This window comes from Achromobacter sp. 18P8.1.1 (assembly GCF_057799415.1).
The window spans coordinates 1-12,977 of record NZ_JBYOKH010000069.1; the positions used below are offsets into that span (position 1 = coordinate 1).

General features: G+C 67.5%; 11 protein-coding genes and 2 pseudogenes. 3 read left to right on the forward strand and 10 right to left on the reverse strand.

The genetic code is table 11. The features are described from left to right. From AC27VE_RS28385 to AC27VE_RS28420, 8 genes and pseudogenes are all read right to left on the reverse strand, one after another. Positions 1 to 891 (reverse strand): annotated as a pseudogene (locus tag AC27VE_RS28385) (FUSC family protein); the annotation flags it as partial. 22 nt (positions 892 to 913) lie between these two features. Then, a complete protein-coding gene (locus tag AC27VE_RS28390) occupies positions 914 to 1,396 on the reverse strand; it encodes a YbaK/prolyl-tRNA synthetase associated domain-containing protein (protein ID WP_488705607.1) in 483 nt (160 codons plus the stop codon). 83 nt (positions 1,397 to 1,479) lie between these two features. Continuing rightward, positions 1,480 to 2,208: a response regulator transcription factor gene (locus AC27VE_RS28395; RefSeq protein WP_315131766.1), complete on the reverse strand. Its 729-nt coding sequence runs from the start codon at positions 2,206 to 2,208 to the stop codon at positions 1,480 to 1,482. Between the two features lie 192 nt (positions 2,209 to 2,400). Continuing rightward, entirely contained in the window at positions 2,401 to 3,945 is a 1,545-nt protein-coding gene (locus AC27VE_RS28400) for an efflux transporter outer membrane subunit (RefSeq protein WP_488705608.1), read from the reverse strand. A 6-nt stretch (positions 3,946 to 3,951) separates the two neighbouring features. Then, positions 3,952 to 5,097, reverse strand: a complete 1,146-nt coding sequence (locus AC27VE_RS28405; RefSeq protein ID WP_488705609.1) for an ABC transporter permease — start codon at positions 5,095 to 5,097, stop codon at positions 3,952 to 3,954. Beyond that, positions 5,094 to 6,056, reverse strand: a complete 963-nt coding sequence (locus AC27VE_RS28410) for an ABC transporter ATP-binding protein (RefSeq protein WP_088587242.1) — start codon at positions 6,054 to 6,056, stop codon at positions 5,094 to 5,096. Before AC27VE_RS28410 ends, AC27VE_RS28405 begins: the two co-directional genes overlap by 4 nt. Beyond that, positions 6,053 to 7,021, reverse strand: a complete 969-nt coding sequence (locus tag AC27VE_RS28415) for an HlyD family secretion protein (RefSeq protein WP_088587243.1) — start codon at positions 7,019 to 7,021, stop codon at positions 6,053 to 6,055. The genes AC27VE_RS28410 and AC27VE_RS28415 overlap by 4 nt, the downstream gene beginning before the upstream one ends. 11 nt (positions 7,022 to 7,032) lie before the next feature. Beyond that, positions 7,033 to 7,674, reverse strand: a complete 642-nt coding sequence (locus tag AC27VE_RS28420; RefSeq protein ID WP_488705610.1) for a TetR/AcrR family transcriptional regulator — start codon at positions 7,672 to 7,674, stop codon at positions 7,033 to 7,035. A gap of 229 nt (positions 7,675 to 7,903) precedes the next feature. On the opposite strand from AC27VE_RS28420, the gene AC27VE_RS28425 reads away from it, so the two are divergent. The 3 genes and pseudogenes from AC27VE_RS28425 to AC27VE_RS28435 form a co-directional block, all read left to right on the forward strand. Next, positions 7,904 to 8,941 (forward strand): NADP-dependent oxidoreductase, encoded by a 1,038-nt coding sequence (locus AC27VE_RS28425; protein ID WP_427961842.1) that lies wholly within the window; start codon positions 7,904 to 7,906, stop codon positions 8,939 to 8,941. Positions 8,942 to 8,962: 21 nt separating this feature from the next. Next, complete coding sequence (locus tag AC27VE_RS28430; RefSeq protein ID WP_488705611.1) at positions 8,963 to 9,643, forward strand: type 1 glutamine amidotransferase domain-containing protein; 681 nt, start codon at positions 8,963 to 8,965, stop codon at positions 9,641 to 9,643. 153 nt (positions 9,644 to 9,796) lie between these two features. After that, positions 9,797 to 10,225, forward strand: a pseudogene (locus AC27VE_RS28435) (HD-GYP domain-containing protein); the annotation flags it as partial. A gap of 126 nt (positions 10,226 to 10,351) precedes the next feature. Here the strand turns inward: AC27VE_RS28435 and AC27VE_RS28440 are convergent. Beyond that, positions 10,352 to 11,950 carry a glycerol-3-phosphate dehydrogenase/oxidase gene (locus tag AC27VE_RS28440; protein ID WP_488705612.1) on the reverse strand — a complete coding sequence of 533 codons (1,599 nt, stop codon included), beginning with the start codon at positions 11,948 to 11,950 and terminating at the stop codon, positions 10,352 to 10,354. A gap of 90 nt (positions 11,951 to 12,040) precedes the next feature. Next, a complete protein-coding gene (locus tag AC27VE_RS28445) occupies positions 12,041 to 12,856 on the reverse strand; it encodes a DeoR/GlpR family DNA-binding transcription regulator (RefSeq protein WP_315131787.1) in 816 nt (271 codons plus the stop codon). Positions 12,857 to 12,977: the final 121 nt, after the last annotated feature.

A 12,977-nucleotide genomic window follows, 5' to 3' on the forward strand; every position in this document is an offset into this window, starting at 1 on the left:
GTCTGCCAGCCTCAGCGCGGCGATGTCGTCGCCGGGGTGGGGCTCCGCGTCGTTTTCCACGCGGTCCGCCAGCCGGTTCATGACGCGCGCGCATTCCGGCGGCAGCACGCGGCCGGCGCGCGCCAGCGCCAGCGCGGCATTGGTCAGCGGCGTGCAGGCTTGCAACTGCGCCGCCAGCCGGGCCAGGCGCGGCGATGGACCGGCGGCGCGGCCGCGGGCGGCCAGCACGGTGTCGTAGGCGGTGGTCATGGCCGCTTCCATGTCGCGGCGCGCGATCATGGTGCGTGACGTGCCGATGGCGGCGAACATCGCGGCCAGCTTGCGGTAGGCCAGCGCAACCGCGGCGCGTTCCGGCGCGATCGGGTTCACGACCCAGCCCGACAAGGTAAGAGCCAGGCCGAACAGCCCGCCCGCGCCCACCAGCACCGACGGCAGCCAGGGCGGCAGGCTGGACGTCAGGCTGGCGCCCACGATGACATACACCGCGAATTGCAGCGTCGCCACCGCGGCGATATTGTTGAAGGTACCGACCAAGCTGGCGATCAGCACCAGCACGGTCATCGCAGCCGAGGTCCACAGGCCATGTCCGGCCACCAGGTTGCCCAGCAGGTAGCCCAGCGCGCCGCCGAAGACGGTGGCTCCGATGGACAGCGCCCGGTTCCGGTAGGGGCCGCCGTTGTCGCCGGTGATGGCGGGCAGCGCGCCCAGGGCCACCAGCGCGGCGGCCGCGCTCTGGTCCAGCGCCAGACCTACCGCCGACGGCAGGCCGATGGCCAGCGCGGCCCGCAATGCCACCCAGCGGCTGACGGGCGACGGTTCCATATGCGCCAGGCTCATCAGCCACCGCATGTTGGACGTGCGCGCGCCGCGGCGGTTCAGGGGGCGGGACACGGCGGCCTCATGGCGGGCGGGATCAGGCTTTGATCAACGGGGCGACTTCCGGCGCGGCCAGCCGGAAGTAGTCTTCCGTGTTCAGCAGGATGGACGCGTCCAGGCGCCCGGCGTTGAACACGATTTCATCGTGGCGGTCGCGCAGGCTGGGGTCCACCAGCAGATGCAGTTCGGGGTTGAAGGAAAAGGGCGGAATCGCGCCGATCTCGCAGCCCGTCAATTCGCGCGCCAGGTCCTGCGAGGCCAGCGAGGCCTTCTTGCCGCCGGCCGCGCGCGCAATGGCGTCCAGGTCGGCCTGCTTGTCGGCCGGGAAGACGGCCAGCACGTTCTTGCGCTGGTTCGACGAGATCTTCACGCGGCAGACCAGCGCCTTGGCGCCCTGGCTGACGGCGGTGCCGCGGATGGCGGCGACTTCCACCGAGCGGCCGGCCGCGGGGTGTTCGATCAGGCGATGGCGGGCCTGGTTCTGGGCAAGCATCGCTTGCAGGCGTTCAAAGACTTCCATGTCGGGCGGCGGATCAGAATGGGATGGGCAGGCGCCGGGAGTCGGCGCCGCACACATCGCATGATACGCCCGCGGGCAAGCCGTCAGATCTCGCCGGTGAAGGCGTAGCCCCAGCCCCAGACGGTGCGGATCGGCAGTTCCATGTTCATGTCTTGCGCCTTGCGCCGCAAGCGGCTGACGACCACGTCGGTGCGGCGGATGGACTCGCGGCCCGCTTGCGGATCGATCCCGGGCGGATCGCTGCGGGGCAGCCGCTTGTCCGCCGATGCGGTCAGTTTCAGCAGGAACTCGCGCTCGGCCAGCGTCAGCGCCAGACGCATGCCTTGCGGGCTGACCAGGGTCCAGGCCGCGTCATGGAATTGCCATTTCCCGCTGGCGTCGACGGACGCGGCCGCACTGGGGGCGCGCGGTTCCGCCTCGGGGGCCGTCCGGCGGCCGGCCATGGCGGGCACGCGGCGAACCAGGGCCTGCAATGCGGCGGCGATTTCGGCGGTGGCCACGTCGGGCTGGAAGCAGGCGTCGGCGCCGCAATGCAGGCCCAGGATGCGGTTTTCCGGGGAATCGAAGGTAGAGACGGCAACGATGCCGGCGGTGGTGTCCATGGCGCGCAGACCTGCGACGGCCATGCAGAGATCGGATAATTCGGCTTCCATCACCAGCAACGGCGTACGACGCGCCTGGAAGAGGCGGAACAGGCCGTTGGAGTCCTCGCAACGGCGGGGCGAAAAACCCATGCCCGCCAGTGCGTCGCTGCGGCGCACGCGTTGGTCGGGATCGGGAGAGAAGACGATCAGGTCTAGTAGGTCATTCATGAATCGTAGTGATCTGTGCAGCTTGAGCGCATGCATGATGCTACGGATACATCGAATTCCTAAACCTCGCACAACGCCCGTTTCGTACCCGAATTCTCAGACATGATTGCGGGGCGTCTGTTACGCGCGACGTGTGGAGGGGCTGATGCGTGCGCCACCTTGGTGCGTAAAGGCCGGCGGCTGACCAACGCCTTAACGTTCTTGGCGCCCAAGTGGGTGCGGGCTTGTGGCGGGTCTTGTCTCGGAGCTTACCTCCGCGGCGGGTTCGTGCCACCAGCCGCCGCCCAGCGCCTGCAGCAGCGCGGCGGTATCCGCGTAGCGTGCGGCATCGGCTTCGGTGCGCGCAATGCGCGTCTGCAACAGCTGGCGCTGGCTGTCCAGCAGGCTCAGATGGCTGATGCCGCCGGCTTGGTAGCGGCCTTGCGCGATGCGCTCGGCCTCGGCCGCGCGGCGCCAGGCGTCGTCGTAGGCCTGGTAGGCCTCACCGTCCGTCTGCACGGCGCGCAAGGCGTCGGCCACTTGCCGGAAACCGTCCAGCACCGTTTGCCGGTACGCAGCGGCCGCGGCATCGTAGGCGGCTTCCGCCGACCGTTTGCGCGCGCGCAGTTCACCGCCATGGAACAGCGGTTGCACCAGGCCCAGCCCCAGGTTCCACACGTTCACGCCGTCGGACAGATCGCCCACGCGGGTGCGTTGCGACCCGAAGCTGGCGGTCAGCGTGAACTGCGGATACTGGTTGGCGGTGGCCACGCCCACATCGGCCGACGCCTTGTGCCACAGCGCTTCGGCGGCCAGGATGTCGGGCCGCTGTCGCGTCAGCGCGGACGGCACGCCGGTGGGGATGCTTGCGGGCAAGGTCAGGTCGGCCAGGCGTAGCGGTGCCACACGCAGTGCGGCTGGCGGCTGGCCCAGGTAAACCGCCAGCTGGTGCGTGACCTGTGCCAGTTGCTTGTCCAGCGGCGGCAGGGTGGAACGGGTCTGGGCCACCAGCAGTTCCTGGTTGCTCAGGTCGGCCTGCGCGATGCCGCCCGCGGCCAGGCGCTGCCGCATGATGTCCTGCTGCCGCACTTGCGCGGCCAGCAGTTCGCGGGTCGCTGCCACCCGTTCGGACAAGTCGGCTTGCCGGATGGCGGCCGTCACCACGTTCGCGGCCAGCGACATGCGCGCCGCCTGCAGTTCGTGCGCCTGATAATCCACCTGGGCGGCCATGCCTTCCAGCGCCCGGCGGTTGGCGCCGAACACGTCCAGCGTGTAGGACACGTCGATCGAGGCGTTGTACAGCGTGAACGGCGGCGGTAGTTCGGCGACGGGCACGCCATAGGCGGACGGGTCCACCTTCTTGCGCGCGGCCGACAGGTTGCCGTCGACGGCGGGTAGCAGGCGGCCGCCGGTTTCGGCGTTCAGGTCTTCAGTGGCCTGGCGCAGGCTGGCGCGCGCCTGTTCCAACGTCGGGTTGGCGTCCAACGCCTGACGCACCAACTGGTCCAGCGCGTCGGAATGGAACAGTTGCCACCATTGCGCGGGAATGTCGACGCCCGCCTGCAACTGCTGTCCGCCGGCAGCGGGGGCGGCGTCTTGCGGCGCCGTATAGGTGGCGACATCGGGGGCCGCAGGCGTGGCGAAGTCGGGCCCGACCGCGCAGCCCGAGACCAGCGCAAGCAGGCTCAGGACGGCCAGCGCCGCGCGGCGGCGCGGCAGCGGACGGGAAGCGAAGGGCGGGCGGGCTAAGCGAGGCATGGCGCGTCAATCCAGGGTTCGGCGATAGAACTTCACGGCGGCGGTCATGACGACCGCGGTGAACAGCATCAGCGGCCAGATGCTGGGCCACAGGTCCCACCAGCCGTTGCCTTTGAGCAGGATGCCGCGAATCAGCCGGTTGAAGTGCGTCAGCGGCAGCAGGTTGCCCAGGTACTGCGCCCACATGGGCATGCCCTGGAACGGGAACATGAAGCCCGATAGCAGCATGTTGGGCAGGAAATAGAACATGGTCAGCTGCATGGCCTGCAACTGGTTCTGCGCCAGCGACGACAGCGTGATGCCCACTGTCAGGTTGGCGGCGACGAACAGCAACGCCGCCAGGTACACCGACAGCAGGCTGCCCAGAATCGGCACATGGAAGACGAAGTGCGCCGCCAGCAGGATGATGGTGGCCTGGATCAGCCCGATGGCGATGTAGGGCACGATCTTGCCCGTCATCACCTCGATCGGCCGCACGGGCATCGACAGCAGGTTCTCCATCGTGCCGCGTTCGCGCTCGCGCGTCATGGCAAGCCCGGTCATCATCACCAGCGTCATCGTCAGGATCACGCCCATCAGCCCCGGCACCGTGTTGTATTGCGAGATCTGCTCTTCGTTGTAGAGCTGGTGCACGCGCACGTCGAACGCCGGTTGTCCGCCTGCCAGGCCGGCCAGCGGCCCGGTCAGGTCCTTCTGCGCCACGGCCTGGGTCAGTTGGGTGGCGGCGCCAATCGCCATGCCGGTGGCCATGGGATCCGTGGCGTCGGCCTCGATCAGCAGGGCGGGGCGTTCGCCGCGCAGCAGCCGGCGCGAGAAGTCCGGCGGTATCGTCACCACGAACAGCACCCGCCCCTGGGCCAGCGCGGCGCGCCCGGCTTCCTCGTTGTCCAGTTCTTCGGTGATGTGGAAGTAGTCAGACGACTTCATTGCCGCGATGAAGCTGCGCGTGAACGGGCTGTGGTCGGCCGTGATGACGGCCGTGGGCATCTGCTTGGGGTCGGTGTTGATGGCGTAGCCGAACAGCGCCAGCTGCATGATGGGCAGGCCCACGATCATGCCGAAGGTGATGCGGTCACGGCGCAGCTGCAGGAATTCCTTCAGCACCATGCTCCACCAGCGGGCCCACGAAAAGCCTTGCAGATGGCGCATCATGGCGGGCTCGCGAAGTTGTCGGTGGACCGGTTCATCAGATAGATGAAGACGTCTTCCAGGCTGGTGTCGATGCGCTCGAGCCGCAGGTCCTGGCCGTCGATGGCGCCGCGCAGCGTGCGTTCCAGCAGCGCCGCGTCCTGGCCGCTGACATGCAGTGCCGACCCGAAGGCCACCGTCTGGTCCACGCCCGGCGCGCCGCGCAGCCTTTGCCCCAGCGGCACCAGGTTATGGCCGTGGATGGCCCAGGTGGTCAGGTGTTGTTCGGCGATTACTTCTTCGGCCGTGCCTTGGGTCAGCAACCTGCCGTAAGAGATGTAGGCCAGCTTGTGGCAGCGTTCGGCTTCGTCCATGTAATGCGTGCTGACCAGCACCGAGATGCCGCGCGCGGCCAGTTCGTGCAGCTGTTCCCAGAAATCGCGGCGTGCCGTCGGGTCCACGCCGGCGGTCGGTTCGTCCAGCAGCAGCAGGCGGGGCTCGTGCAGCAGGCAGGCCGCCAGCGCCAGGCGCTGCTTCCATCCGCCCGACAGCGAGCCCGTCAGTTGGCTGGCGCGGCTGTGCAGTCCCAGGTCCTCCAGCGCGCGGTCCACGGTCTCCTTGCGGTTCGACATGCCGTACATCCGCGCCACGAAATCCAGGTTCTCGCGGATCGTCAGGTCGTCCCAATACGAGAACTTCTGCGTCATGTAGCCCACGTGCCGCTTGATCTCGGCGCTTTCACGCAGGATGTCGTAGCCCAGGCAGGTGCCGCTGCCCGAGTCCGGGGTCAACAGGCCGCACATCAGCCGGATGCAGGTGGTCTTGCCGCTGCCGTTGGGGCCCAGGAAGCCGAAGATCTCGCCTTCGCGCACGCGCAGCGACACGTCGTTGACCACGTGCTTGTCGCCGAAGTGCTTGTTCAGCCCGTGCACGTCGATAACGGCGGTGCCCGCGTCCCGCGCGGTGTCGTCCGGCGCGCTCATTGCAGGGTGGCCTCGACGGGTTGGCCGGGATGCAGGCGCGTGGCCGCGTCCGGCGTGGGCCGGGCTTCGACCATGTAGACCAGCTTGCTGCGGCTTTCGCGGCTGTAGATGACCGGGGGCGTGTATTCGGCCTGGTTCGACACGTAGTCGATATGCACCGGTATCGGATCGCCGCAGCCGTCGCAGCGCAGGGTGGCCTGCTGGCCGACCTTCAGCGACCCCACCACCGTCTCCGGCACGAAGAAGCGCACCTTGATATTGCCGGGCGGCAGCAGGCTGACGACGGGGCTGCCCGCGGGCACCCATTCGCCCACGCGGTACATCGTGTCGAACACCTGACCTGCGGCCGGGGCGCCCAGCTGTTTTTGCGCCAGCGTCCATTCGGCTTGCGCGAGCGTCGCGCGGGCCGCGTCCACCTGGGCGGCTTGCGCACGCCGCTGGTCGTCGCGCCCGGGCAGGGCGGCGACTTCCAACTGCGCGCGCAGCTCGCGCACGCGGGCGGCGTCCGACTGCGCCTGTTCGCGGCTATCGTCCAACTGCGCCCGCGCAATGCCGCCGATGCGGAACTGCGCGGTATCGCGCTGCAGTTGCGCGGCAGACCGGCGGCTGGCGGCCTCGGCTTGGGCCAGTTGGGCGCGGCTGACGTCGACTTCAGGCGGGCGTTTGCCGGTGGCGATGTCTTCCATCTGCGCCGTCGCCGCGGCCAATTGCGCGCTGGCCTGGTCGCGGGCGGCGCGCTCACGCGTGGCCTCAAGGGTGAACAACGGCGCATCGGCCGTCACCTGCTGCCCGCGCTTGACCGGCAACGCATCGAGCCGGCCCGCTTCGGACGAGGCCACATAGACATAGTCGCCCTCGACATAGCCTTGGTAGAAGGGGGCGTGATCATTGCCGCAACCGGCCAACAGCAAGGCCAGCACCGGCAAGGCCGGCAAGGAACGAAGCAGGGCGGGACGGGTGCGCATGGTCGGCATCCTCAGGGAGCAGGGGGCGGGGCGGGCGGCGAGAACAGCCCACCCGTCAGCATGGCGATGGCGTGCGCCGCGATCGCGTCGGTATCGATGGCCTGCGCTTGCGCGTCGCCCTGCCAGATGCGGCGCCACAGGTTGGACGTGGCCAGTGGCAGCAGGGTCAGGCCCAGGATGGACAGGAACACCAAACGGGGTTCCACCCCCGGCGTGATGGCGCCCTGGCGCTGGGCTTGCCCGATCATGCCGGCGAACGCCTGCAAGCGGTCGGAGGGCAGATGCGGCAGCACGCGTTCGCGCAGTCGGCCGCCTTCGTTGACGACTTCATGCATCCAGAGCGATGGCAACCACGGCTGTTGCGTGGCGCTCTGCACGATGCGCTTCACGAATTCCGCCAGGAAGCCGCGCGCCGCAGCGGCCGGATCCTGGCTGGCATCCAGGGCCACCGGCACCGGCGCCCAGACATATCCGATGACGGGCAACACGCGCTCTTGCACGACCGCGTCGATCAATTGGTCGCGGCTTTTGAAGTAGTAATGCACCATCGCCGGCGTCACGGCGGCGCGTTGGGCGATATGGGCGATGGTGGTCGCAGCGACCCCTTGCAGGGCGAACAGGCCGGTGGCGATATCCAGCAGCTTGGCGCGCATCGCAGCGTTGTCGGGGCGCGCGGGACGTCCGGGGCGGCGGGAGGCAGGAGGCGGTACGGGGCACATGGCGCAGAGTTTAATTAAGTATTTAATTAATTAAAAGGGGGAACGATGGCAGGGTTACCGCGCGAGTCGATGGACAACGATGGTGTAATGGACCGGTTCCCCAACTTGCCACCCGGGTGTTGCCCGCAAGGCCCGGGCGGCTTCCTGTAGGAGGCTGGACTTCATGCCGCAATCATCGTCGATCAACCGCCGTATCGTGCTTGCCGCGCGCCCGCACGGCGAACCCACAGACAGCGATTTCCGTCTGGAAACCGGGGACGTCCCGCAACCCGGGCCCGGCCAGGTGCTGCTGCGCACCGTGTATCTCTCGCTGGATCCCTATATGCGCGGCCGCATGAGCGATGCGCCGTCCTATGCCGAACCTGTCCAGGTCGGCCAGCCCATGGTGGGTGGCACCGTGACACGCGTGCAGGCGTCCAACCATCCTGATTTCAAGCCTGGCGAATGGGTGTTGGCCCAATCCGGCTGGCAGGATTTTGCGGTGTCCGACGGCACGGGCCTGCTGCGCCTGGGTGCCAACCCGCAGCATCCCTCGTATTCGCTGGGCGTGCTGGGCATGCCGGGTTTCACGGGCTACATGGGCCTGCTGGACATCGGCCAACCCAAGGCCGGCGAAACCGTGGTGGTGGCCGCGGCCAGCGGCGCGGTGGGCGCGGTGGTGGGGCAGATCGCCAAGATCCACGGCTGCAAGGTCGTGGGCATCGCGGGCGGCGCCGACAAGTGCCGCTATGTGATTGACGAATTGGGCTTTGACGACTGCGTGGACCACAAATTGCCGGATCTGCCCGGCCGGCTGGCGCGCGCCGTGCCCCAGGGCATCGACGTCTATTTCGAAAACGTCGGCGGCGCGGTGTTTGACGCCGTCCTGCCGCTGTTGAACCCGCGCGCCCGCGTGCCGGTCTGCGGGCTGATCTCGGCCTACAACGCCACCAGCCAGCCTGACGGCCCGGACCGCCTGGCGCTGTTGATGCGCACCATCCTGACCAAGCGGCTGAAGTTCCAGGGTTTCATTATCTTCAACGAATACGCGCACCGCTACGGCGAATTCCGCGAGGCGATGGAAGGTTTGATCGCGCAAGGCCGCATCAAGTACCGCGAGGACGTGGTCGAAGGGCTTGAAAATGCGCCGCGCGGCCTGATGGGGCTGCTGAAGGGCGAAAACGCCGGCAAGCGCATTGTGCGCGTCGGCCCGGACGAATAGCGCCACACAACGGAGCGCAACATGAAAATCCTGATCGTGCTGACATCCCATGACACATTGGGCAATACCGGCCGCAAGACAGGCTTCTGGCTGGAAGAGTTTGCCGCGCCGTATTACGCGTTCGTGGATGCGGGCGCCACGGTGACGCTGGCGTCGCCCAAGGGCGGCCAGCCTCCGCTGGACCCCAAAAGCGATGACCCCGACGCGCAGACCGACGCCACCCGACGCTTCCGCCAGGATACCGAGGCGCAGCGGGTGCTGGCGTCCACCCGCCGGCTGGCCGACGTGCAGGCGGCCGACTATGACGCGGTGTTCTATCCCGGCGGCCACGGCCCGCTATGGGACCTGGCGGAAGACACCAAGTCCGTCGGATTGATCGAAACCATGCTGGCCGCCGGCAAGCCGGTCTCGGCCGTGTGCCATGCGCCCGGCGTGCTGCGCCATGCCAAGACCGCCGACGGCAAGCCGTTGGTGCAGGGGCGCCAGGTCACCGGTTTTTCCAACGCGGAAGAGGCGGCCGTGCAACTGACCGATGTCGTGCCGTTCCTGGTTGAAGACGAATTGAACCGGCTGGGCGGCCTGTACAGCAGCGGGCCGGACTGGCAGCCGCATGTGGTCAGCGACGGCTTGCTGGTCACCGGGCAGAACCCGGCATCGTCAGTCGGCGTGGCGCAAGCCTTGCTGGAACGGTTGAAGAACTGAAATCTGTTTGGTCAGGATTGCTGCGCAGTGTGTCAGAATTGCTACTTTCTGACACACTGCGCGCGTTCCGTTGCAACGCCGCGCATCTTCCTGATGCCCCCAGACGTACCCGAATACCCCGATGGTTCCTGTGAGGCCGCGCTGTTTGCCGCCATGCAGGCGCGTGACCCGGCCACTGGCCGCCATTGCGACCGGGTGGTCGCGCTGAGCGTGGCGCTGGCCCAGGCCTGCGGCCTGCCAGAGCCCGAGCAAGCCGCGGTGGCCGTCGCTGCAAGGCTGCATGATGTGGGCAAGATTGGCACGCCCGACCGCGTGCTGTTTTCACCCAAGCGCCTGGAAGCGGAAGATTGGGAAATCATGAAGTCGCATGCGGCCACCGGCGCCGACATCATCATGAAAAGCGCGATGCCGCAGCGCGACCTGATCGCGCACGCGGTGCGCCACCACCACGAACACTTTGACGGTTCCGGCTACCCGGCAGGGCTGTCAGGGCACGATATCCCGCTGCATTCGCGCATCATTTCGCTGGCGGATTCCTACGATGCGCTGGGCGACACGCGGCCCTACCATCCGGCGCGTTCGCACGCCGAGATCATGCGCATCCTGAACCGCGAGTCCGGATCCAAGTGCGATCCGGACCTGCTGCGGCTCTTCGAAGCGATGATATTGAAAAGCCCGTTGCGGGTGCCGAAACGGCACGCGCCGGTCTTATTTCAGGCGGTAGTTGGCCGCGACCACGGCCAGGTTCTGCAGCGTGCGTTGCTGCCAGGCGGCGTCGTGGCCCAGTTCTTCGGCCAGGATGCGCGCCACTTCGGGGGCGGCCAGCATCGCCGCTTCGCTATCCAGGAACAGTGCGCGGTTGCGGCGGGCCAGCACGTCTTCGGCGCTGCGCGCCAATTCGAAACGCGCGGCAAAACGCACATGCGCTTCGGACAGGCCGCTGGCGTTGACCAGCATGCGGTCCGCGCCCGGCAGGGCCTTCAAGGTGGCCAGATCGCTGCCGTAGTAGCTGTCCGGCGTGCCGGCGTGTTCCTGCGCCGGCGCCAGGCCCGAAGCGCCATGCAGCGGCAGCGATTCGGTGCGGCAGCTGGCTTGCGTCAGCAACTGGTGCTGGATCGCGGTGTCCACCACGTCCTGCGCCATGCGGCGGTATGTCGTCCACTTGCCGCCCGTCACCGTCACCAGCCCGGCGTTGGACACCAGGATGGTGTGCTCGCGCGACAGCTGCTTGGTCGACGCCTCGCCCGTGGCCTTGACAAGCGGACGCAGGCCGGCCCAGACGCTGGTAACGTCGTCGCGCGTGGGCTTGCGGCTCAGGTAGCGCGCGGCCGTGCCCAGGATGAAGTCCACGTCTTGGGCACCGGCTTCGGGGTCCAGCGGCAGGTCGTCACGCGGCGTGTCGGTCGTGCCAACGATGGTGTGGCCGTTCCACGGCACCACGAACAGCACGCGGCCGTCGTCGGTCTTGGGAATCAGGATGGCGCGGTTGCCCGGTAGGAAGTCGCGCGGCAAGGTCAGATGCACGCCCTGGCTGGGCGCGACCATCGTCGGCGCGTTCTTGTCTTCCATGCGGCGCACGGCATCCACCCAGACGCCGGTGGCGTTGATCACGCAGCGGGCGCGCAGCGAGAAGCTGGCGCCGCCAATGACGTCTTGCGCCGTCACGCCATCCACCTTGCCGTTGGTGGTGGTCAAACCCGTGGCGCGCACGTAGTTCACGGCCGTGCCGCCCAGGTCGAACAGCGTGCGCATCAGGCTCATGGCCAGGCGCGCGTCGTCGAACTGGCCGTCGTAATACAGCACGCCGCCTTTCAGGCCGCGGCCGTTGACGTTTTCGGCCAGCGTGGGGGCGTTGGCCAGCGTGTCGCGGCGCGACAGCCAGCGGCTGGGCGCCAGGTTCAGCTTGCCGGCCAGCATGTCGTACATCTTCAGGCCGATGCCGTAGAAGGGCTGGTCCATCCAGTTGTAGGCGGGCACTACGAAGCCCAGCGGCCACACCAGATGCGGCGCGTTGCGATTGAGCAGGCCGCGTTCATGCAGCGCTTCGCGCACCAGGCTGACGTTGCCCTGGGCCAGGTAGCGCACGCCGCCGTGCACCAGCTTGGTGGCCTTGCTGGACGTGCCCTTGGCAAAGTCGGCGCCTTCGATCAGCAGCGTGCGGTAGCCGCGTGAGGCGGCATCGACCGCGGTGCCCAGGCCCGTCGCGCCGCCGCCGATGACGATGACGTCCCAGGAAGGCGTGTTGTCCAAGGTGGACAACAGGCGGTTGCGGTCGGGCGGGGTGACGTTGGCGAGCGGTTGGTTCATAAGTCGTTGCGGCGGGGCCGCCAGGTAAAAGCGTGGTTATCGTGTGCGGGCAGCCGGGGGCGGGCAGGGGCCCGGATCCGGCGCGCCGGTTCAAGCGTTGGGTGCTGAGGTATTCGTGGAGGACGCGCCGGCCGCGCTTGGGACCGCCGCCACATCGCAGCGCACGCCGGAATCCAGCAGCACTTGCGCCAGCGGTTCTTGCGGATGCGCGTCAGTGAAGAAGCGGTCGATCTGCGAAATGTGCGCCAGTTCCACCATGGCCTGGCGTTTGAACTTGCTGCTGTCGGCGGCCAGCCAGACCTCGCGCGATTGTTCGATGATGGTCCGGGCCACGCGCACTTCGCGGAAGTCGTAGTCGCGCAGCGTGCCGTCGGCTTCGATGCCCGAAATGCCGATCAGTCCGATATCCACCTTGAACTGGCGGATGAAGTCCATCGTGGCTTCACCGACGATGCCGCGGTCGCGCGAACGCACGACGCCGCCGGCCACGATGACTTCGCAGTCCGGGTTGTCGGACAGGATGTCGGCCACATGCAGGTTGTTCGTGATGACGCGCAGGCCGCGGTGGCGCAGCAGCGCGCGCGCGATGGCCTCGGTGGTGGTACCGATGTTCAGGATCAGCGAACAGCCGTCGGGCACGGCGCGGGCCACGGCCTCGGCGATGCGCTGCTTGCCGGCCGCGTGCAGGCCCTGGCGCTTGCGGTAGGCGATGTTCTCGATGGTCGAGGCTTCGATGCGCACGCCGCCGTGAAAGCGTGACAGCAGGCCGGCTTCGGAAAGGATGTTCACGTCGCGCCGCACGGTCTGCAGCGTGACGTCAAAGCGTTTGGCAAGCTCTTCGATGGATGCCGAGCCCTGGGCCCGCACCATTTCGATCAAAGCGCTCTGTCGTGGATTCAGTGTCATAGACGAATGATAAAACAACAAAAGCGAAAAATAATGCCGCACTGCAAGATTGTTTTTTGTTCGCTTCTTGAGTAAAACGCACAAAAAACGAAAGCCATCTGAAAGAGTATGCTCATCCTGT

What these genes read in the sequence shown, in the direction of transcription:
- AC27VE_RS28420 (WP_488705610.1), bottom strand. Translation starts at nt 7,674, where the DNA reads ATGCGCGCCAAGCTGCTGGATATCGCCACCGGCCTGTTCGCCCTGCAA.
- AC27VE_RS28425 (WP_427961842.1), top strand. Translation starts at nt 7,904, where the DNA reads ATGCCGCAATCATCGTCGATCAACCGCCGTATCGTGCTTGCCGCGCGC.
- AC27VE_RS28410 (WP_088587242.1), bottom strand. Translation starts at nt 6,056, where the DNA reads ATGAGCGCGCCGGACGACACCGCGCGGGACGCGGGCACCGCCGTTATC.
- AC27VE_RS28395 (WP_315131766.1), bottom strand. Translation starts at nt 2,208, where the DNA reads ATGAATGACCTACTAGACCTGATCGTCTTCTCTCCCGATCCCGACCAA.
- AC27VE_RS28415 (WP_088587243.1), bottom strand. Translation starts at nt 7,021, where the DNA reads ATGCGCACCCGTCCCGCCCTGCTTCGTTCCTTGCCGGCCTTGCCGGTG.
- AC27VE_RS28405 (WP_488705609.1), bottom strand. Translation starts at nt 5,097, where the DNA reads ATGATGCGCCATCTGCAAGGCTTTTCGTGGGCCCGCTGGTGGAGCATG.
- AC27VE_RS28400 (WP_488705608.1), bottom strand. Translation starts at nt 3,945, where the DNA reads ATGCCTCGCTTAGCCCGCCCGCCCTTCGCTTCCCGTCCGCTGCCGCGC.
- AC27VE_RS28440 (WP_488705612.1), bottom strand. Translation starts at nt 11,950, where the DNA reads ATGAACCAACCGCTCGCCAACGTCACCCCGCCCGACCGCAACCGCCTG.
- AC27VE_RS28430 (WP_488705611.1), top strand. Translation starts at nt 8,963, where the DNA reads ATGAAAATCCTGATCGTGCTGACATCCCATGACACATTGGGCAATACC.
- AC27VE_RS28445 (WP_315131787.1), bottom strand. Translation starts at nt 12,856, where the DNA reads ATGACACTGAATCCACGACAGAGCGCTTTGATCGAAATGGTGCGGGCC.
- AC27VE_RS28390 (WP_488705607.1), bottom strand. Translation starts at nt 1,396, where the DNA reads ATGGAAGTCTTTGAACGCCTGCAAGCGATGCTTGCCCAGAACCAGGCC.